We start from the raw sequence: 20797 nt of genomic DNA on the forward strand, positions 1-20797 counted from the left end.
CGCACGAAAACGGCCCCCGGGACATCCCGGGGGCCGTTCTCACATCTGCTGGGGTACCTGGACTCGAACCAAGAACGACGGTACCAGAAACCGCTGTGTTGCCAATTACACCATACCCCAAAAGACCTGTCGGTCTTCCGTCCCCGTTGTCCGGGGCACGGTCATCTACTGTACAGCATCCCGGAGGTCCGCAAGACCACCGACGAGGTCACGGTGCACCGCGGCGGCGGTCGTCGCACCGTGCCCGGCGGCGACGATGAGCTGCTCGGGCCCGGGCGGGGTCACGTCGCCGACGGCGTACAGCCCGGGGACCGTCGTGCGTCCGACGCGGTCGACCACCACGAGTCCCTCGGCGTCGCGGTCGAGTGCCGCGTCGACCCAGTCCAGGTCGACGTGCCACGTCGGCCGGACGAACCCGCCCGTGCGCGGCTCCACGTGGCCGTCTGCGAGGCGCACGCCGGTCATCCCGGACCGGTCCCCCTCCAGGTCGGCAACGGGCCGCTCGTCGATCCGCACGCCCGCGTCGGCCAGCCGTCGGCGGCCGTCGGCATCGAGCGGCGCGATCCCGTTCGTGTACACGACGAGGTCGTCCGTCCACGCCGCGATGAGCAGCGCCCGATCGACGACGTCGGCGGTCTCGCACACGAACGCCAGGGGTTCGCCGGACCGCTCGTAGGCATCGCACTCGACGCAGCTGTGCATCGCGGTGCCGTAGAACGCCCGCAGGGACGGCAGCGCCGGGAACTCCTCACGGAGCCCGGTCGCGATGACCACGGTGCGCGCCGTCTCGTCCACCTCGGCGCCGCGCCAGGTCCCGTGCACACGCCAGCCGCCGCCGTCCGGTGCGACCCGGTCGACGATCGTCTGCACGACCGTGGCCTCTGCGTACTGTTCGACCTCCGCGCGTCCGAGCTTCCGGAGCTCGAGCGGCGACACCCCGTCGCGAGTCAGGAAGCCGTGCGACCGCAGGGTGGCGGCGTTCCGCGGACGGTTCGCGTCGAGCAGCAGCACGGACCGCTTCGCCCGCACCAGGTTGAGCGCGGCACTGAGACCAGCAGGCCCCGCACCGATCACCGCGACGTCGTACACGTCAGCGAGCCGAGAGTGCGCGGAGCCGTGCGAGCGTCGAGTCCTTGCCGAGGATCTCCATCGACTCGAACAGAGGAGGGCTGATCCGACGACCGGAGACCGCGACACGCAGCGGTCCGAACGCCAGGCGCGGCTTCAGGCCGAGACCGTCGATCAGCGCGACGCGGAGCGCACCCTCGATCGCCTCGGTCCGCCAGTCGTCGAGCGGCTCGAGCGCGGCGATGCTCGCGGTGAGGACCTCGGTCGGGTCGCCCTTGAGGCTCGCGAGCGCGTCCTCCTCGACGACCAGGTCGCCGTCCGCCGTGAACAGGAACCCGAGCATCCCCGGGGCCTCGCTGAGCAGCTGCATGCGCTCCTGCACCAACGGCGCCGCGGCCTCGAGCACGTGCTCCTGCTCGGGGGTGGCCGGGTCCGAGAGGTAATCGGTCAGGTACGGCTTCAGGCGGTCCCGGAAGTCCCCCGGCTCGAGCAGGCGGATGTGGTCGCCGTTGATCGACTCGGCCTTCTTGTGGTCGAAGCGGGCCGGGTTCGGGTTCACGTCGGCGACGTCGAACGCCTCGACCATCTCGTCGATCGAGAACACGTCGCGGTCGGGACCGATCGACCAACCGAGCAGTGCGAGGTAGTTGATGAGCCCCTCGGGGATCATGCCGTTCGCGCGGTGGTGGAAGAGGTTCGACTCCGGGTCGCGCTTGGAGAGCTTCTTGTTGCCCTCGCCCATCACGTACGGAAGATGCCCGAAGCGCGGGATGAACTCAGCCATCCCGATCTCGAACAGCGCCTCGTAGAGGGCGATCTGTCGCGGCGTCGACGACAGGATGTCCTCGCCACGGAGCACGTGCGTCACACCCATGAGCGCGTCGTCGACCGGGTTCGTGAACGTGTACAGCGGCTTGCCGTTCGGACGCACCACCACGAAGTCCGGGAACGTGCCCTGCTTGAACGTGATCTCGCCGCGGACCAGGTCGTCGAAGCTCAGATCCCGGTCCGGCACGCGGAGCCGCAGTGCCGGCGCACGCCCCTGGTCACGGAACGCCTGGCGCTCGTCGTCGCTCAGGTCGCGCTCGTGGTTGTCGTAGCCCTGCTTCGGGTCTCGACCGGCCGCGATGTTCCGCGCCTCCATCTCTTCCGGCGTCACGAAGGACTCGTAGAGGTGGCCGGCGTCCTTGAGCTTCGCGATGGCGTCCTCGTAGACGTCGGACCGCTCGGACTGCCGGTAGGGGCCGTGCGGTCCCCCCACCTCGACGCCTTCGTCCCAGTCGAGCTGCAGCCACCGCAGCGCCTCGATGATCTGCTGGTACGACTCCTCGCTGTCCCGTGCCGCGTCGGTGTCCTCGATGCGGAACACGAGCTTGCCGCCGGTGTGGCGAGCGTAGGCCCAGTTGAACAGGGCCGTCCGCACGAGGCCGACGTGCGGCGTCCCTGTCGGCGAGGGGCAGAATCGGACGCGGACGTCGGAACCGGTGGCGGTGGTGAATGGCGCAGTCATGACGCCGACGATCCTATCGCGGGCGACCCAGGCGGCGGCGGCCTGTGTGGACGGCGTTGAAGCGGTCCTGGGACGCACCGTAAACGCAGAAAACCCCTGACCAGTACTGGTCAGGGGTTCCCTGGTGTTGCAAAAGAAGTCCGGCGGCGTCCTACTCTCCCACAAGGTCCCCCTTGCAGTACCATCGGCGCTGAGAGGCTTAGCTTCCGGGTTCGGAATGTGACCGGGCGTTTCCCTCTCGCTATGACCACCGGAACACTGTCGACCATGATCTGGTCTCAACATGTTCCTTCAAGCCGTTGCTGAAGTATTCAATTGATTCCCGATCGTCTGTCGGGAACCACAAAGTGGACGCGAGCCCGTGACCCGAAAGTCACGGAAATAATTGTGTTGTCAAGTCTTCGGCTTATTAGTACCGGTCAGCTCCACGGGTCGTTAGTCCCCGCTTCCACATCCGGCCTATCAACCCAGTAGTCTGCTGGGAGCCTCTCACACTCAAGGTGCATGGAAATCTCATCTCGAAGACGGCTTCCCGCTTAGATGCTTTCAGCGGTTATCCGGTCCGAACGTAGCTAATCAGCGGTGCCCTTGGCAGAACAACTGACACACCAGAGGTTCGTCCATCCCGGTCCTCTCGTACTAGGGATAGATCTTCTCAAATTTCCAACGCGCGCAGCGGATAGGGACCGAACTGTCTCACGACGTTCTAAACCCAGCTCGCGTACCGCTTTAATGGGCGAACAGCCCAACCCTTGGGACCTACTCCAGCCCCAGGATGCGACGAGCCGACATCGAGGTGCCAAACCATGCCGTCGATATGGACTCTTGGGCAAGATCAGCCTGTTATCCCCGAGGTACCTTTTATCCGTTGAGCGACAGCGCTTCCACAAGCCACTGCCGGATCACTAGTCCCGACTTTCGTCCCTGCTCGACCTGTCAGTCTCACAGTCAAGCTCCCTTGTGCACTTACACTCGCCACCTGATTGCCAACCAGGTTGAGGGAACCTTTGGGCGCCTCCGTTACTCTTTGGGAGGCAACCGCCCCAGTTAAACTACCCATCAGGCACTGTCCATGAACCCGATCAGGGTCCTACGTTAGACATCCAAAGTGACCAGAGTGGTATTTCAACAATGACTCCACGAACACTAGCGTGCCCGCTTCACAGTCTCCCACCTATCCTACACAAGCCACTCCGAACACCAATACCAAACTGTAGTAAAGGTCACGGGGTCTTTCCGTCCTGCTGCGCGTAACGAGCATCTTTACTCGTAGTGCAATTTCGCCGAGTTCGCGGTTGAGACAGCTGGGAAGTCGTTACGCCATTCGTGCAGGTCGGAACTTACCCGACAAGGAATTTCGCTACCTTAGGATGGTTATAGTTACCACCGCCGTTTACTGGGGCTTAAATTCAGAGCTTCGGCCGAAACCTAACCCCTCCTCTTAACCTTCCAGCACCGGGCAGGCGTCAGTCCGTATACATCGTCTTGCGACTTCGCACGGACCTGTGTTTTTAGTAAACAGTCGCTTCCCACTGGTCTCTGCGGCCTTCAACGCTCACGGAGTGAATCCGGTCACGTGTCCGGCCCCCCTTCTCCCGAAGTTACGGGGGCATTTTGCCGAGTTCCTTAACCACGATTCTCTCGATCTCCTTGGTATTCTCTACCTGACCACCTGAGTCGGTTTCGGGTACGGGCGGCTGCAACCTCGCGTCGATGCTTTTCTCGGCAGCATAGGATCACTGATTTCCCCTAACGGGTACGCGTCGGATCTCAGGCGTACAGACGACGGATTTGCCTATCGTCAGCCCTACATCCTTACACCAGGTTCACCTTACGGATACCATCGCCTGGCTCAGCTACCTTCCTGCGTCACACCTGTTCATACGCTAACCGCACCAGCATGGGGTCGAGCGTTAGACCGCACCGCTTCACCCCGAAGGGATCCGCTGGATACGGGTTAGGACTCTTAGCACCACTGGATTAGCTTGGGCGGTTGTTCGCCGGTACGGGAATATCAACCCGTTGTCCATCGACTACGCCTGTCGGCCTCGCCTTAGGTCCCGACTTACCCAGGGCGGATTAACCTGGCCCTGGAACCCTTGGTCTTTCGGAGGACGGGTTTCTCACCCGTCTTTCGCTACTCATGCCTGCATTCTCACTCGTGTGGCGTCCACGGCTGGATTACTCCGCCGCTTCACTCGCCACACGACGCTCTCCTACCACTCCGCACGACTGAACCACGAAGGCTTGTCTAACATGCGAAATCTACAACTTCGGCGGTGTGCTTGAGCCCCGTTACATTGTCGGCGCGGAATCACTTGACCAGTGAGCTATTACGCACTCTTTCAAGGGTGGCTGCTTCTAAGCCAACCTCCTGGTTGTCTATGCAACTCCACATCCTTTCCCACTTAGCACACGCTTAGGGGCCTTAGTTGGTAGTCTGGGTTGTTTCCCTCTCGACGATGAAGCTTATCCCCCACCGTCTCACTGCTGCGCTCTCACTCACCGGCATTCGGAGTTTGGCTGACGTCAGTAACCTGTTGAGGCCCATCGGCCATCCAGTAGCTCTACCTCCGGCGAGAAACACGCAACGCTGCACCTAAATGCATTTCGGAGAGAACCAGCTATCACGAAGTTTGATTGGCCTTTCACCCCTATCCACAGCTCATCCCCTCCATTTTCAACTGAAGTGGGTTCGGTCCTCCACGACGTCTTACCGTCGCTTCAACCTGGCCATGGATAGATCACTTCGCTTCGGGTCTAGGACATGCGACTAAAATCGCCCTATTCAGACTCGCTTTCGCTACGGCTGCCCCACACGGGTTAACCTCGCCACATATCACTAACTCGCAGGCTCATTCTTCAAAAGGCACGCCGTCACCCCTACAAGGAGGCTCCGACGGTTTGTAAGCAAACGGTTTCAGGTACTATTTCACTCCCCTCCCGGGGTACTTTTCACCTTTCCCTCACGGTACTTGTCCGCTATCGGTCATCTGGGAGTATTTAGGCTTATCAGGTGGTCCTGACAGATTCACACGGGATTTCTCGGGCCCCGTGCTACTTGGGATACACATCCGGCCATAACACCATTTCGTCTACGGGGCTGGCACCCACTACGGCCCGGCTTTCAAACCGGTTCGACTATGATGCGCTGTAACCGCCCCAGTCCGGCAGAACTGAGCGACGTGTCCCACAACCCCGACCATGCAACGCCCGCCGGCTATCACACATGATCGGTTTAGCCTCATCCGCTTTCGCTCGCCACTACTCACGGAATCACATGTTGTTTTCTCTTCCTGTGGGTACTGAGATGTTTCACTTCCCCACGTTCCCTCTACCCGCCCTATATATTCAGGCGGGAGTCACCAGGTCGACAAGTCGCCTGGCGGGGTTTCCCCATTCGGAAATCCTCGGCTCACAGCTCGATTATCAGCTCCCCGAGGCTTATCGCAGATTTCTACGTCCTTCTTCGGCTCCAGATGCCAAGGCATCCACCGTTTGCTCTTAGAAACTTGACCACAAAGATTAAAATTGCGATCGACTCGACAACACGACCACCCCGAAGAGCAGTCATCGTTGCGAGCGATCTAAGATGCTCGCGTCCACTGTGTAGTTCTCAACATACGATCGGCACCACACTCCCCCAGCCATAACAGCTAGCTTCATGTGGCCCATCGAAGAACCATGCGGATCACTCCGCCGGCCCAACCCCCACCACCACTCACGTGGACGGCAGGAAGCCTGGTCCCTCAGGACCCAACAACGTGCACCAGCCAGCCCGCTCACCCCCGACCCCTTCCAACCAGACCCGAAGACCTGGCGTACTAAGACCGGAAGCCGCGCTCCCGACTGCACTGTCAATGTTCCACCCATGAGCTACCGGCGAGAACGTTCGTCTCGATCCGGCGCCTGGACATCGCAAGCGATGCCAGATGCTCCTTAGAAAGGAGGTGATCCAGCCGCACCTTCCGGTACGGCTACCTTGTTACGACTTAGTCCTAATCACCGATCCCACCTTCGACGGCTCCTTCCACAAGGGTTAGGCCACCGGCTTCGGGTGTTACCGACTTTCATGACTTGACGGGCGGTGTGTACAAGGCCCGGGAACGTATTCACCGCAGCGTTGCTGATCTGCGATTACTAGCGACTCCGACTTCATGAGGTCGAGTTGCAGACCTCAATCCGAACTGAGACCGGCTTTTTGGGATTCGCTCCACCTTACGGTATCGCAGCCCTTTGTACCGGCCATTGTAGCATGCGTGAAGCCCAAGACATAAGGGGCATGATGATTTGACGTCATCCCCACCTTCCTCCGAGTTGACCCCGGCAGTCTCCTATGAGTCCCCGGCATAACCCGCTGGCAACATAGAACGAGGGTTGCGCTCGTTGCGGGACTTAACCCAACATCTCACGACACGAGCTGACGACAACCATGCACCACCTGTACACCGACCACAAGGGGGCGACCATCTCTGGCCGTTTCCGGTGTATGTCAAGCCTTGGTAAGGTTCTTCGCGTTGCATCGAATTAATCCGCATGCTCCGCCGCTTGTGCGGGCCCCCGTCAATTCCTTTGAGTTTTAGCCTTGCGGCCGTACTCCCCAGGCGGGGCGCTTAATGCGTTAGCTACGACACAGAAACCGTGGAAAGGTCCCTACATCTAGCGCCCAACGTTTACGGCATGGACTACCAGGGTATCTAATCCTGTTCGCTCCCCATGCTTTCGCTCCTCAGCGTCAGTTACGGCCCAGAGATCTGCCTTCGCCATCGGTGTTCCTCCTGATATCTGCGCATTCCACCGCTACACCAGGAATTCCAATCTCCCCTACCGCACTCTAGTCTGCCCGTACCCACTGCAAGCCCGAGGTTGAGCCTCGGGATTTCACAGCAGACGCGACAAACCGCCTACGAGCTCTTTACGCCCAATAATTCCGGACAACGCTTGCACCCTACGTATTACCGCGGCTGCTGGCACGTAGTTAGCCGGTGCTTTTTCTGCAGGTACCGTCACTCTCGCTTCTTCCCTACTAAAAGAGGTTTACAACCCGAAGGCCGTCATCCCTCACGCGGCGTTGCTGCATCAGGCTTTCGCCCATTGTGCAATATTCCCCACTGCTGCCTCCCGTAGGAGTCTGGGCCGTGTCTCAGTCCCAGTGTGGCCGGTCACCCTCTCAGGCCGGCTACCCGTCGTCGCCTTGGTGAGCCATTACCTCACCAACAAGCTGATAGGCCGCGAGTCCATCCCCAACCAAAAAATCTTTCCACCACCAGACCATGCGGCCAGTGATCATATCCAGTATTAGACGTCGTTTCCAACGCTTATCCCAGAGTCAGGGGCAGGTTACTCACGTGTTACTCACCCGTTCGCCACTAATCCACCCAGCAAGCTGGGCATCATCGTTCGACTTGCATGTGTTAAGCACGCCGCCAGCGTTCGTCCTGAGCCAGGATCAAACTCTCCGTAAAAAATTACAGACCCAACACCCGAAAGCGTCAGGCCGAGTTGATCTTGACTGTTGACTGTCTACTGACAATCTTCAATCCAAAAGGAATTGTCTCCGACTCGACCAGCAAAACCGGCCGAGCACGGGGTCAATAAATTGGCATTGACAATGTGCACGCTGTTGAGTTCTCAAGGACCAGACGCGCCGAGCTTCTTCTCCCTGGAGGGAATGCCCGCTCGGGCAACTTCGGTACTGTACCACTACTTCAGTGGCGGTCTTTCGACCGGCTTCATTGGAGTGGGTGGTCCCACTTGAGGTCGGCTCGGCTGGACTGCATCATCGGGGCTTTCGCTCCGGGTGACCGTCTCGGCTTCTCCGCCGCACCTTTGGGGTGACGAGTAAGAACTCTACGCACGATCCGCGGATCGGGCAAACCGGGGCTGCACGACGGCGTGTCGCCCGGAACGACGGGGAACAGGTGTCGTCGAACGACGAAGGGCCCCACATCCGGGTGGATGTGGGGCCCTTCGTCTGGTCGTCACTTGCGGGCGATGACCGGGTTCTTCAACGTGCCGATGCCGGAAATGGTCACCTCGACGACCTCGCCGTCACGGATCTCCCCCACGCCGGCGGGGGTCCCGGTGAGGATGACGTCCCCGGGCAGCAACGTCCAGATCGACGACACGAACTCGATGAGCGACGGGATGTCGTGCACCATCTCGCTCGTCGACGCCACCTGGCGCAGGTCGCCGTCGACTCGGGTCTCGAGACGGATGTCCGACGGGTCGATCTCGGTCTCGATCACCGGGCCGAGCGGGCAGAACGTGTCGAACCCCTTCGCCCGGGTCCACTGGCCGTCGCGGGCCTGGAGGTCACGGGCGGTCACGTCGTTCGCGATCGTGTACCCGAGGATGACACTCGCGAAGTCCTCGCGCGTGACGTTCTTCGCGAGCGAACCGATCACGATGGCGAGTTCGCCCTCGTGGTCGACGCGGCCGACACCCTCCGGCAGACGGATGGGGTCGTCCGGGCCGATGACCGAGGTGTTCGGCTTGAGGAACACCACGGGGTCGTCACCCGACACGTCGTCCATCTCGTCGGCGTGCTCGGCGTAGTTGAGTCCGACGCCGATGACCTTGGAGCGCGGGATCACCGGTGCGAGGAGCTTCGCTTCCGACAGGGGCACCCGCTCCCCCGTGGTCTCGAAGCCCTGGTACATCGGGTCTCCCGCGAGCACCACCAGAGCGCGCTCGTCGAGGATGCCGTACCGGGGGTCTTCACCCTTGCTGCTGAACCGTGCGATCTTCACCGTTCGACCCTACCGACGCCGAGCCCGGGATCAGGACGCGTCGGTCAGCTTGGTCATCCACCCGTGCGGGTCGGGACGACGGCCGGACTGGATGTCGGTGAGCTCTTCTCGGAGGGACATCGTCAGTTCGCCGGCACCGACCGTGGGCGATCCGATCGTGAAGCCGTCGCCGCGGAGTTCGGCGATCGGGGTCACCACGGCGGCGGTGCCGCACGCGAAGGCCTCGGTGATGGAGCCGTCCGCGACGCCGTCACGCCACTCGTCGAGGGTCACCCGACGCCGCTCGACCCGCAGGCCGCGGTCTTCCGCGAGCTGCAGGATCGAGTCGCGCGTGATCCCTTCGAGGATGGAGTCCGAGTCGGGCGTCACGAGCGTGCCGTCCGCCTTCACGAGCACGACGTTCATGCCGCCGAGTTCTTCGAGGTACTTGCCCTCTTCGGAGTCGAGGAACATCACCTGCTGGCAGCCGTGCTCGTATGCCTCTTGCTGGGGCAGCAGCGAGGCGGCGTAGTTGCCGCCGGTCTTGGCAGCACCGGTACCGCCCCGACCCGCACGGGCGTAGTTCGACGACAGCCAGATGGACACCGGCTTCGGCCCGGACGTGAAGTACGCGCCGGCCGGACTCGCGATGCAGTGGTAGGACACCGCCTGCGCCGCACGGACCCCGAGGAACGACTCGGTGGCGATCATGAACGGCCGCAGGTACAGGCTCGTTTCCGGGGCACCCGGTACCCAGTCGACGTCGGTCCTGACCAGCTGCCGGATGGACTCGACGAACACCTCGACCGGCAGCTCCGGCAGCGCGAGTCGGCGGGCGGAGCGCTGGAACCGCTTGGCGTTCGCTTCCGGACGGAACGTCCACACCGAGCCGTCGGCGTGGCGGTACGCCTTCAGCCCCTCGAAGATCTCTTGCGCGTAGTGCAGCACGCTGGCGCTGGGGTCGAGCGAGAGCGGCCCGTACGGGTGGATCGAGGCGTCGTGCCAGCCGGCGTCGAGCGTCCACTCGACGGTGGCCATGTGGTCGGTGAAGTGCTTGCCGAACCCCGGGTCCGCCAGGATCGTCTCGCGCTCCGCCTCGGCACGGCGCTCGGCGGACGGGGTGGTGGAGAACTCGAGTCCGAAGACTGTCTCGGTGCTCATCGGTGTGGCTCCCTTTCAGGCGGTGGTGGTGCGCGCTGTGGCCGCGGCGGCGATGGCGTCGCCGATCTCGGCCGTGCGACGCTGCGTGGTGCCCCGGTCAGCCAGGTCCGCTTCCACCGCCCGTGTCACCGCCGTCGCCAGGTCACCCCGACCGATGTGGTCGAGCAGGAGTGCGACGGAGAGGATGGCGGCCGTGGGATCGGCCTTCTGCTGACCCGCGATGTCCGGCGCGGATCCGTGCACCGGCTCGAACATGCTGGGGAAGGTGCCGTCCGGGTTGATGTTGCCCGAGGCCGCCAGACCGATGCCGCCGCTGATCGCGCCGGCCAGGTCGGTGATGATGTCGCCGAAGAGGTTGTCGGTGACGATGACGTCGAACCTAGCAGGCTCCCGCACCATGTGGATGGTGACGGCGTCGACGTGCTGGTAGTCCACGGTGACGTCCGAGTACTCCGCCCCGACCGCGGCCACCGTGCGCTGCCAGAGCGCCCCGGCGTTCACGAGCACGTTGCTCTTGTGCACGAGTGTCAGGTGCTTGCGAGGACGACGGCTCGCCAGGTCGAACGCGTACCGCACGGTGCGCTCGACGCCGTACGCCGTGTTCACCGAGACCTCGGTCGCGATCTCGTGCGGCGTGCCGACGCGGATCGCTCCCCCGTTGCCGACGTAGGGCCCCTCGGTGCCTTCCCGCACGACGACGAAGTCCACGTCCCCCGGGGAGGCCAGCGGTGTGACGACGGAGTCGTAGACCTTCGTCGGACGCAGGTTGACGTAGTGGTCGAAGGCGAACCGCAGCTTCAGCAGCAGCCCACGCTCGATGATGCCGCCGGCCAGGCGGGGATCACGGGGATCCCCGCCGACCGCGCCGAGCAGGATCGCATCGTGCGTCGCGACAGCAGCCATGTCCTCGTCCGTCAGGATGTCGCCGGTCTCGAGGAACCGAGTGGCTCCGAGCGAGAACGGGGTCTCCTCGATGACGAGGTCGTCCGGGGTGACGGCGTGCAGGACCTTGAGGGCCTCGTCCACGACCTCTGGTCCGATGCCGTCACCACGGATGACGGCGAGCTTGAGCGTCTGCGTCATGAGTGCTCCCCTAGAGCGTGATGTCGATCTCGCGGAGCGAGGAGGCGTCGATCGTCGAACGGACGTGCTCGAGGATGTCCGCCGGCACGGGCGAGTCGACGGTCAGGACGCTGAGCGCCTGACCACCGGCCGAGTGCCGCGCGATCTGCATGGCGGCGATGTTGATGCCCGCCTCGCCGAACTCCTTGCCGTAGACCGCGACGATGCCGGGCCGGTCGGTGTAGTCCATGACCACGTGGTGCTTGTCGAGTGCCACTTCGACGTCGTAGCCGTTGATCTCCACGAGCTTCTCGACCTGCTTCGGGCCGGTGAGCGTGCCGGAGACGCTGATCGCCGGGCCCTCGGACTGGGCGCCACGGATCGTCAGCACGTTGCGGTACTCCGGGCTGTCCGAGTCGGTGATGAGCCGCACGCTGACCCCGCGCTGCTCCGCGATGAGCGGGGCGTTGACGTAGGACACCTGGTCGCTCACGACGTCGGTGAAGACGCCCTTGAGCGCCGCCAGCTTGAGGACGCTGACGTCGAACTCGGCGAGCTCGCCGTGGACCTCGACGTCGATGCTGGTCACCGGCGAGGTGGCGAGGGCCGTGAAGACCTGGCCGAGCTTCTCGACGAGCGGGATGCCGGGGCGCACGTACGGGTCGATGACGCCGCCGGCGACGTTCACCGCGTCGGGCACGAGCTCCCCGCCGAGGGCGAGCCGCACCGACTTGGCGACCGAGACGCCCGCTTTCTCCTGGGCTTCGTCAGTGGACGCTCCGAGGTGCGGCGTGACGACGACGTTCGGCAGCGAGACGAGCGGCGAGTCCGTCGGGGGCTCCGACACGAAGACGTCGAGGCCGGCACCGGCGATCTGGTCCGACGTGAGCGCACGGTGCAGCGCGTCTTCGTCGATGAGGCCACCGCGGGCGACGTTCACCACGAAGGCCGTCGGCTTCATGATCGCGAACTGGTCGTCCGAGATCATGCCGAGCGTCTCCGGCGTCTTCGGCATGTGGATCGTGACGAAGTCGGCGCGCCGCAGCAGGTCGTCGAGGGAGACGAGCTCCACCCCGAGCTGCTGCGCACGGGCGGTGGTGACGTAGGGGTCGTACGCGATGACCGAGACGCCGAAGGCCTGCAGGCGCTGGGTGATCAGCGCGCCGATGCGGCCGAGGCCGATGATGCCGACGGTCTTCTCGTACAGCTCGACGCCGGTGTACGCGGAACGCTTCCACGCGCCGGCCGCGAGCGACGCGTGCGCCGCCGGGATGTGACGCGCGAGCGACAGGATGTGCCCGACCGTCAGTTCGGCCGCCGAGATGATGTTCGACGTCGGGGCGTTGACGACCATCACGCCGGCTGTGGTGGCCGCCTTGATGTCGACGTTGTCGAGGCCGACACCCGCACGGGCGACGACCTTGAGGTTCGGGGCTGCGGCGATCGCTTCGGCGTCGACCTTGGTGGCGGAGCGCACCAGGATGGCGTGCGCGTCGGCGAGGGAGGCCAGGAGTGCGGATCGGTCGGTGCCGTCCACGTTCCGGATCTCGAAGTCGGGCCCGAGGGCGTCGACTGTGGCGGGCGAGAGTTCTTCGGCGATCAGGACGACCGGCTTCGGCACAGCTGCTGTTTCCTCACACGAGACGGGCGGTATCCCACCATCGTATCGAGGCGAGCAGGCCGTTACGACCGCGGCAGGAGCCCTGTGGAGAACCGAAAGACGGACTGGAGGCTCGTGGCGGCGTCGCCACGAGCCTCCAGTCCGGTGTCAGGAACCGATGCGGAGCGTCGAGGACACGTACTGCAGGAGCGTGAACCAGAGCGCGGAGACCGCGCAGAGCGCGGCGACGAAGACGACGACCGTGCGGACCAGGTCCATCCGGCGCGACACCAGCCAGGCGGCGACGAAGGCGGCCGGCGCGATCAGCACGTCGAGGACGAGCGCCACCCACGGCGTCGACGTCTCGAGGCCGGTGCCGCCGTTCTTCCGGACGAACTCGTTGAAGTCCGACACGGACTTCGAGACGCCGACGAGGTTGCCGACGGCCTGCCAGGTCACGTACGCCAGGCACACGGCCGCGACACCCCAGACGACCGCCTTGCCGACGGTGACCGTGCGCGGCCGCTCGGCGACCGCGGCGCTCACCCGAAGCTCCTGGTCATGATGAACGGCCACGGGATCAGCACGACCGCCCCGATGAGGAGCCAGACGAACTTGGTGCGGTTCCTGCTCCCCTGCCCGAGCCAGAGCGTGGCGGCGAACCAGAAGGCGGGAGCCATGATCGCGAGGACGCGCATCACCTCGGACACGATGCCCGCGACACCGGAGCCCGTGACGGTGAGGAGGCTCGCGCTGACGAGCCACGCCACCGTGTAGAGCAGGTAGATGCCACCGAACACGCCCATGCCGACGAGTGCGCTCGAACCGAGCGGTTCCTCGGGGTCGTGCTCGCGGCGTGCCTTGACGCGGACCGGGTTGTGCGCGGCGTCGACGTGGGTGGCGTCGTCCGCGTCGCCCCACTGCAGGGCTGCGTCGTCGTCGTGGTCGAGCGCGCCGTCCGGCGGGGACGCCGCGGCGTCGTCGTGTGCGGGAGGTGCCGGGGTCATGCCCACGATTCTACGAGAGACGTGGCGACTCCGGGACCGGACGCCCGGCTGACGACGCCGGTCAGGCGTCGGCGGCCTGGGACTCGAGCACCTCGGCGACGACGTCCCGGACGGACGGGAACAGCGGGTGGCTCTCCATGAGACCGGTGAGGATCTCGGTGAGCGCGTGTGCCGTGGCCCCCGACCGGAGCAACGCGTGCAGCTCGATCGACTCTGGATCGTTCTCGTCGTCGAACTCGAGCGCGACGCGGACGGCGCCGAGCAGGTGCTCCACGGGGAGGCCGCGCTCGGCGAGTTGCGCTGCCGGCCCGACGAAGCGTTCGCGGCGCCCGAGCTTGCGGAGCGGGTTCCGACCGACGCGGACGGTGGTGTCCGGCAGGTGCGGGTTCGCGATCCGGGAGAGGTTCGCGGCCACGTAGCGCGCGTGTTCCTCGGGGTCGAAGCCGTGCTTCGCGATGAGGAGCGCCGTGGTCTCCGCGAGGACGCCGTCGACCTCGGCCTTCACGGCGGTGTCCTCGAGCGCTTCGCGGATGAGCCGGATCCCGCGGACGTAGCCGTGGTAGGCAGCCGTCGCGTGGGCCGTGTTCACCGTGTAGAGCTTGCGCTCGACGAACGGCTGGAGGTCGTCGACCCAGGTCACGCCCTCGATCTCCGGGGGCTCGGCGTCCGAGCTCGCGAAGGGGGTGCGCTCGATGACCCACTCGTAGAACGGCTCGAGCACGACGTCGAGTCCGCCGGACTGCCCGAGCACGCCGGACTGGTCGGGGACGATGCGGTCGATCGCGCAGTTCGCGAAGACGGCGGCGATGTCGCGGTCTTCGAGGATCGGGGCACGACGGATGCTGGCGTGCAGGGAGTCCGTCGCGTTGAAGGCGTTCTCGCACGCGACGATCGTGACGTCACCGCGCTCGAGCGGCCGCGCCGCGAGCCCTTCGGCGATGACCGGCGCGACGAGCGGCAGCGTGCGGGCACCGACGGCCGTGGTGACGACGTCCGCCTCGGCGATCGCCCGGATGACGGCGTCGCGGTCGGTCTTGCTGCTGAGCGCGCGGAACCCGTAGACGAGGTGCTCGACCGGCATCTCGCCGACCTCGTGCACCACGAAGCGACCGGCTTCGTTGAGGGCCTGGACGACCCGCTCGTCGACGTCGACGAAGGTCAACTCGTAACCGCTGGCCACGAGGAACTGGCCCACGAATCCGCGCCCGATCTTGCCGGCGCCGATGTGGACCGCTCGCTTCGTCACCGCCATCCGTCGATCATCCCATGCCGATCGGTACGGTTCTGCCACCGTGCGGGCGCCACGGACGACGCATGTCGCGCAACGCGCTGCGCGTCGCCTGAGGGACGCCGGTCGACGGCGTCGGAGGTGCTGGAGTGCTGCTGCATAACGTTCGGGTCACATCGAGAGGCGGCGGTGCACGGGTGCACACCGCCGCCTCGTCGTCGAGTGGTCTGGGGAAGACTACCGCGCTGCGGAACCGTCGACGTAGTCGGAGTCCGACTGCTTCCACGCGAACAGCTTGCGCAGCTCGCGACCGGTCGCCTCGATCGGGTGGCCCTCGCCCTTCTCGCGGAGCGCCTTGAACTCCGGGGCGCCGGCGTCCTGGTCGTCGATGAAGCGCTTGGCGAAGGTGCCGTCCTGGATGTCGGCGAGCACCGCCTTCATGTTCTCCTTGACCTCGGGCGAGATCACGCGGGGGCCGGAGACGTAGTCACCGAACTCGGCGGTGTCGGAGATCGACCAGCGCTGCTTGGTGAGGCCGCCCTCCCAGATGAGGTCGACGATGAGCTTGAGCTCGTGGAGCACCTCGAAGTAGGCGATCTGCGGCTGGTAGCCCGCCTCGACGAGGGTCTCGAAGCCGTACTGGATGAGCTGCGACGTGCCACCGCAGAGGACGGCCTGCTCACCGAACAGGTCGGTCTCGGTCTCCTCGGTGAAGGTGGTCTTGATGCCGCCGGAGCGGAGGCCACCGATCGCCTTGGAGTACGACCACGCGAGGTCCCAGGCGGAGCCGGAGGCGTCGACCTCGACGGCGACGATCACGGGGACGCCACGGCCGGCCTCGTACTCACGGCGCACGGTGTGGCCGGGGCCCTTCGGCGCGACGAGCGACACGTCAACGCCCTCCGGTGCCTCGATGTAGCCGTAGCGGATGTTGAAGCCGTGGCCGAAGACGAGGGTCGCGCCCTGCTTGAGGTTCGGCTCGATGTCGTCCTTGTAGACGATGCGCTGGACCTGGTCCGGCGCGAGGATCACGACGACGTCGGCCCACTTGGTGGCCTCGGCAGGGGTGAGGACCTCGAAGCCCGCCTCCTCGGCCTTCTGGCGGCTCTTCGAGCCTTCCTGCAGACCGATCTTCACCTCGACGCCGGAGTCGCGGAGGTTGAGGGCGTGGGCGTGGCCCTGCGATCCGTAGCCGATGACCGCGACCTTCTTGCCCTGGATGAGGGTCAGGTCGGCGTCGGCGTCGTACACGATGTCAGTCACGGTGCGTGATCTCCTTGGTTGTGGTTCGTTCGGGGCCGGGTGGCGCTCAGCGCACCCGGTCGGTGATGCTCTTCGGTCCGCGGCCCATGCCGAGGAGGCCCGCTCGGGCGAGCTCCTTGATGCCGTAGGGCTCGAGCACGCGGAGGATCGCCTGGATCTTGCCGGGGTCACCGGTCACCTCGACGATGAGCGAGTCGTTCGCGACGTCGACGACCTGGGCGCGGAACAGGTTCACTGCTTCGAGCACGGCCGAGCGCGTCTGGTTGTCGACACGGACCTTCACGAGCATGTGCTCGCGCTGGACCGACTGCGAGAAGTCGAGTTCGACGATCTTGATGACGTTGACGAGCTTGTTGAGCTGCTTGGTCACCTGTTCGAGCGGCAGGTCCTCGACGTCGACGACGACCGTGATGCGGGACAGGCCAGCGACCTCGGTGTTGCCCACGGCGAGGGACTCGATGTTGAAGCCGCGGCGGGCGAAGAGCCCGGCGACGCGGGTCAGCAGACCTGGCTTGTCCTCGACCAGGAGGGACAGGACGTGGCTCATGCGGTCTCCCCCGTCATGTCGGCGTCTTCCTCGTCCCAGGTGGGAGCGAGGGCCTGGGCGTACTCGATGGACGAGTTGCTGACCCCCTGCGGGACCATCGGCCAGACCATCGAGTCACGGCTCACGACGAAGTCGATCACCACGGGCCGGTCGTTCGTCTCGAGGGCGAGCTTGATCGCCGCGTCGACCTCGTCGGCCTTCTCGACCCGGATGCCGAGCGCACCGTAGGCGTCGGCGAGCTTGACGAAGTCCGGGACACGACGCGTCGAGTGGCCGGTCTCCAGGTCCGTGAAGGAGTGGCGGCCGTCGTAGAACAGCGTCTGCCACTGCCGGACCATGCCGAGCGACGAGTTGTTGATGATCGCGACCTTGATCGGGATGTCGTTGATGACACAGGTCGCGAGTTCCTGGTTCGTCATCTGGAAGCAGCCGTCGCCGTCGATCGCCCAGACCACCCGGTCGGGCTCGGCGACCTTCGCCCCCATGGCGGCGGGGACCGAGTAGCCCATCGTCCCGGCGCCGCCGGAGTTCAGCCACGCGTTCGGGCGCTCGTACTGGATGAACTGCGCCGACCACATCTGGTGCTGGCCGACTCCGGAGGCGTAGATGCCCTCTGGTCCGGTGAGCTCGCCGATGCGTCGGATGATCGCCTGCGGGGCGAGCAGTCCGTCGGTGGGCTCCGCGTACCCGAGCGGGAAGTCGACCTTGAGCTGGCGGAGCTTCGTCCACCAGTCGGCCGTCGACGCGCGGTCCTCGACGGGGATGCCGCCCCACGCGTCGAGCAGGTCGATGAGCACCTCGCGCGCGTCGCCCACGATCGGGACGTCGGCGAAGCGGATCTTCGAGATCTCGGCGGGGTCGATGTCGACGTGCACGACCTTGGCGTCCGGCGCGAACTCGTCGGCCTTGCCGGTCACCCGGTCGTCGAACCGGGCGCCGAGCGCGACGATCAGGTCGCTGTCCTGCAGGCCGAGCACCGCGGGGACGGTGCCGTGCATGCCGGGCATGCCGAGGTGCTGCGGGTGCGAGTCCGGGAAGGCCCCGCGAGCCATCAGCGTCGTGACGACGGGCGCACCAGTGGCCTCGGCGAACGCGAGCAGTTCGGCCGTCGCGCGGGAGCGGACGACACCGCCGCCGACGTAGAGCACCGGACGCTCGGCACCGGCGAGGAGCTGCGCGGCAGCGGTGATCTGCTTGCCGTGCGCCTTGGTGACCGGCCGGTAGCCGGGCAGGTCGATCTTGGGCGGCCAGACGTACGGCGCCGACTTCTGCTGGGCGTCCTTCGTGATGTCCACCAGTACGGGACCCGGGCGGCCGGTCGTCGCGATCTGGTACGCGGCGGCCAGGGTCGCCGGCACGTCGGCCGGGTCGGTCACGAGGAACGAGTGCTTCGTGATCGGCATGGTGATGCCGACGATGTCCGCTTCCTGGAAGGCGTCGGTGCCCATCAGCGTCGAGAACACCTGGCCGGTGATCGCGATGAACGGCACCGAGTCCATGTAGGCGTCGGCGATCGCGGTGACGAGGTTCGTCGCGCCGGGGCCGGACGTCGCGATGGCGACGCCGACCTTGCCGGACGCGGACGCGTAGCCCTCGGCCGCGTGACCGGCGCCCTGCTCGTGGCGGACCAGGATGTGGCGGATCGTCTTCGACGCCATGAGTTCGTCGTAGAACGGGATGATCGCGCCGCCGGGCAGCCCGAAGACGTCGGTGATCCCGAGGTGCTCGAGGGTCCGGAGGACGGCTCCCGAGCCGGTCAGGACCTCGGGAGTGCGACGCGCTCCGGTGGCCGCGGACAGCGGTGTGGCTTCCGTGGGCATGAAGGGTTCCTTGCCTGGAGAGATGGCGGTGGTGCGGGTGTCGAACGCTAGCCCGTGACCGCGCCCTTGGCGGCGGACTGCACGAGCTTGGCGTACTTCGCGAGGACTCCGCGGGTGTAGCGCGGGGGCAGCGGAGCCCAGCCGTCACGGCGGGCTTCCAGCTCGGCAGGCTCGACCAGTAGGTCGAGCGAGCGAGCCGCGATGTCGACACGGATGCGGTCGCCATCGCGCACGAATGCAACTGGACCTGCGTCCACTGCTTCCGGTGCGATGTGGCCGATGCACAGGCCGGTTGTGCCGCCTGAGAATCGTCCGTCGGTCAAGAGTAGTACATCCTTGCCGAGGCCAGCGCCCTTGATGGCAGCGGTGATGGCGAGCATCTCACGCATGCCGGGACCGCCCTTGGGGCCCTCGTACCGGATGACGACGACGTCGCCCTTCTGGATCCTGCCCTCGGTGAGGGCGTCCATCGCGGAGCGCTCGCGGTCGAACACGCGCGCAGGGCCCTCGAACACCGATGCGTCGAAGCCCGCGGTCTTCACCACGGCGCCCTCCGGCGCGAAGGAGCCCTGCAGGATCGTCAGGCCACCGGTCTCGTGGATCGGGTTGTCCAGCGTGCGGAACACCTCGCCGTCGAGCTCCGGCGGGTCGATCTCGGCGAGGTTCTCGGCGACGGTCTTGCCCGTCACGGTCATGCACTCGCCGTGCAGCAGGCCGGCGTCGAGCAGCGCCTTCATGATCACGGGGATACCGCCGTTGCGGTCGACGTCGACCATGACGTACTTGCCGAAGGGCTTCATGTCCGCCAGGTGCGGGACCTTGGAGCCGATGCGGTTGAAGTCGTCGAGGCTGAGTTCGACCTCGGCTTCGTGCGCGATCGCCAGCAGGTGCAGCACGACGTTGGTCGAGCCTCCGAGCGCCATGGCGACGGCGATGGCGTTCTCGAACGCCTCGCGCGTCAGGATCTGACGAGCGGTGATGCCGTGCTTGAGCATGTTCACGACGGCCTCGCCGGAGCGGTGCGCGTAGTAGTCGCGGCGGCGGTCGGCGCTGGGCGGCGCGGCGGATCCCGGGAGCGACATCCCGAGTGCTTCCGCGACCGACGCCATCGTGTTCGCCGTGTACATGCCGCCACAGGCACCTTCACCGGGGACGATCGCGCACTCGATCTTCTTGAGCTCTTCTTCGCTCATGGTGCCGGCCTTGCACGCGCCGACACCCTCGAAGGAGTCGATGATCGTGACTTCCTTCATCGAACCGTCTGCCTGCTTCACGTAGCCGGGCATGACCGACCCCGCGTAGAGGAAGACGCTCGCGAGGTCGAGCCGCGCGGCGGCCATGAGCATGCCGGGGAGCGACTTGTCGCAGCCGGCGAGCAGGACGGTGCCGTCCAGGCGCTCGGCGTTCACGACGGTCTCGACGCTGTCGGCGATGACCTCACGGGAGACGAGGGAGAAGTGCATCCCCTCGTGGCCCATCGAGATGCCGTCCGAGACGGAGATGGTGCCGAACTGCAGGGGGTACCCGCCGCCGCCGTGGACGCCTTCCTTGGCGCCCTGGGCGAGCCGGTCGAGGCTCAGGTTGCACGGGGTGATCTCGTTCCAGGACGAGGCGATGCCGATCTGCGGCTTCTCCCAGTCCTCGTCCCCCATCCCGACGGCACGCAGCATCCCACGCGAGGTGGTTGCTTCGATCCCGTCGGTGACGACCCGGCTCCGCGGCTTGACGTCGATATCAGGCATGGAGTGAGTCTAGGACCGATTGGGATACCAGTGGCGCACTTCGATGCGTTCGCATGGT

General features: G+C 65.4%; 13 protein-coding genes, 1 tRNA gene and 3 rRNA genes. All 17 read right to left on the reverse strand.

Going from position 1 to position 20797, the window contains the following annotated elements:
* Nucleotides 1-48: 48 nt before the first annotated feature.
* Nucleotides 49-120, reverse strand: a tRNA-Gln gene (locus AAEP80_RS14485).
* Nucleotides 121-165: 45 nt separating this feature from the next.
* Nucleotides 166-1089 (reverse strand): NAD(P)/FAD-dependent oxidoreductase, encoded by a 924-nt coding sequence (locus AAEP80_RS14490; RefSeq protein ID WP_420364915.1) that lies wholly within the window; start codon nucleotides 1087-1089, stop codon nucleotides 166-168.
* A 1-nt stretch (nucleotide 1090) separates the two neighbouring features.
* On the reverse strand, nucleotides 1091-2578 hold the full coding sequence (gene gltX / locus AAEP80_RS14495) for a glutamate--tRNA ligase (RefSeq protein WP_420364916.1): 1488 nt from the start codon (nucleotides 2576-2578) through the stop codon (nucleotides 1091-1093).
* Between the two features lie 138 nt (nucleotides 2579-2716).
* Nucleotides 2717-2833 (reverse strand): 5S ribosomal RNA (gene rrf / locus AAEP80_RS14500).
* Nucleotides 2834-2967: 134 nt separating this feature from the next.
* Nucleotides 2968-6096: ribosomal RNA gene (locus tag AAEP80_RS14505) — 23S ribosomal RNA — on the reverse strand.
* A 425-nt stretch (nucleotides 6097-6521) separates the two neighbouring features.
* Nucleotides 6522-8043: ribosomal RNA gene (locus AAEP80_RS14510) — 16S ribosomal RNA — on the reverse strand.
* The 16S, 23S and 5S rRNA genes sit together here, the layout of an rRNA operon.
* A gap of 516 nt (nucleotides 8044-8559) precedes the next feature.
* Nucleotides 8560-9330 carry a fumarylacetoacetate hydrolase family protein gene (locus tag AAEP80_RS14515; RefSeq protein ID WP_281264919.1) on the reverse strand — a complete coding sequence of 257 codons (771 nt, stop codon included), beginning with the start codon at nucleotides 9328-9330 and terminating at the stop codon, nucleotides 8560-8562.
* Nucleotides 9331-9360: 30 nt separating this feature from the next.
* Nucleotides 9361-10470 (reverse strand): branched-chain amino acid aminotransferase, encoded by a 1110-nt coding sequence (locus AAEP80_RS14520; protein WP_413601640.1) that lies wholly within the window; start codon nucleotides 10468-10470, stop codon nucleotides 9361-9363.
* Between the two features lie 15 nt (nucleotides 10471-10485).
* Nucleotides 10486-11553, reverse strand: a complete 1068-nt coding sequence (locus tag AAEP80_RS14525) for a 3-isopropylmalate dehydrogenase (RefSeq protein WP_420364917.1) — start codon at nucleotides 11551-11553, stop codon at nucleotides 10486-10488.
* Nucleotides 11554-11563: 10 nt separating this feature from the next.
* Complete coding sequence (gene serA, locus AAEP80_RS14530; RefSeq protein WP_420364918.1) at nucleotides 11564-13153, reverse strand: phosphoglycerate dehydrogenase; 1590 nt, start codon at nucleotides 13151-13153, stop codon at nucleotides 11564-11566.
* 147 nt (nucleotides 13154-13300) lie between these two features.
* Nucleotides 13301-13678: a hypothetical protein gene (locus AAEP80_RS14535; RefSeq protein WP_420364919.1), complete on the reverse strand. Its 378-nt coding sequence runs from the start codon at nucleotides 13676-13678 to the stop codon at nucleotides 13301-13303.
* The gene (locus AAEP80_RS14540; protein WP_281264924.1) at nucleotides 13675-14139 is read right to left on the reverse strand and encodes a hypothetical protein; all 465 of its coding nucleotides are present in this window, start codon (nucleotides 14137-14139) and stop codon (nucleotides 13675-13677) included. The genes AAEP80_RS14535 and AAEP80_RS14540 overlap by 4 nt, the downstream gene beginning before the upstream one ends.
* Before the next feature lie 61 nt (nucleotides 14140-14200).
* Nucleotides 14201-15391, reverse strand: a complete 1191-nt coding sequence (locus AAEP80_RS14545; RefSeq protein WP_420364920.1) for a mannitol-1-phosphate 5-dehydrogenase — start codon at nucleotides 15389-15391, stop codon at nucleotides 14201-14203.
* Between the two features lie 213 nt (nucleotides 15392-15604).
* Nucleotides 15605-16630, reverse strand: coding sequence for a ketol-acid reductoisomerase (gene ilvC / locus AAEP80_RS14550; protein ID WP_402730055.1), 1026 nt, complete (start codon nucleotides 16628-16630; stop codon nucleotides 15605-15607).
* Nucleotides 16631-16676: 46 nt separating this feature from the next.
* Nucleotides 16677-17177, reverse strand: a complete 501-nt coding sequence (gene ilvN, locus AAEP80_RS14555; RefSeq protein WP_144763790.1) for an acetolactate synthase small subunit — start codon at nucleotides 17175-17177, stop codon at nucleotides 16677-16679.
* Nucleotides 17174-18997 carry an acetolactate synthase large subunit gene (locus tag AAEP80_RS14560; RefSeq protein WP_402730054.1) on the reverse strand — a complete coding sequence of 608 codons (1824 nt, stop codon included), beginning with the start codon at nucleotides 18995-18997 and terminating at the stop codon, nucleotides 17174-17176. The genes ilvN and AAEP80_RS14560 overlap by 4 nt, the downstream gene beginning before the upstream one ends.
* 47 nt (nucleotides 18998-19044) lie before the next feature.
* The gene (ilvD, locus tag AAEP80_RS14565) at nucleotides 19045-20739 is read right to left on the reverse strand and encodes a dihydroxy-acid dehydratase (protein WP_402730053.1); all 1695 of its coding nucleotides are present in this window, start codon (nucleotides 20737-20739) and stop codon (nucleotides 19045-19047) included.
* Nucleotides 20740-20797: the final 58 nt, after the last annotated feature.

The sequence above is a fragment of the Curtobacterium sp. L3-7 genome (assembly GCF_048756585.1).
Lineage (GTDB): Bacteria > Actinomycetota > Actinomycetes > Actinomycetales > Microbacteriaceae > Curtobacterium.

Coding starts and splice junctions, on each gene's coding strand:
- AAEP80_RS14520 (WP_413601640.1), bottom strand. CDS start 10,470: ATGAGCACCGAGACAGTCTTCGGACTCGAGTTCTCCACCACCCCGTCC.
- AAEP80_RS14525 (WP_420364917.1), bottom strand. CDS start 11,553: ATGACGCAGACGCTCAAGCTCGCCGTCATCCGTGGTGACGGCATCGGA.
- ilvD (WP_402730053.1), bottom strand. CDS start 20,739: ATGCCTGATATCGACGTCAAGCCGCGGAGCCGGGTCGTCACCGACGGG.
- ilvN (WP_144763790.1), bottom strand. CDS start 17,177: ATGAGCCACGTCCTGTCCCTCCTGGTCGAGGACAAGCCAGGTCTGCTG.
- AAEP80_RS14560 (WP_402730054.1), bottom strand. CDS start 18,997: ATGCCCACGGAAGCCACACCGCTGTCCGCGGCCACCGGAGCGCGTCGC.
- AAEP80_RS14540 (WP_281264924.1), bottom strand. CDS start 14,139: ATGACCCCGGCACCTCCCGCACACGACGACGCCGCGGCGTCCCCGCCG.
- gltX (WP_420364916.1), bottom strand. CDS start 2,578: ATGACTGCGCCATTCACCACCGCCACCGGTTCCGACGTCCGCGTCCGA.
- AAEP80_RS14545 (WP_420364920.1), bottom strand. CDS start 15,391: ATGGCGGTGACGAAGCGAGCGGTCCACATCGGCGCCGGCAAGATCGGG.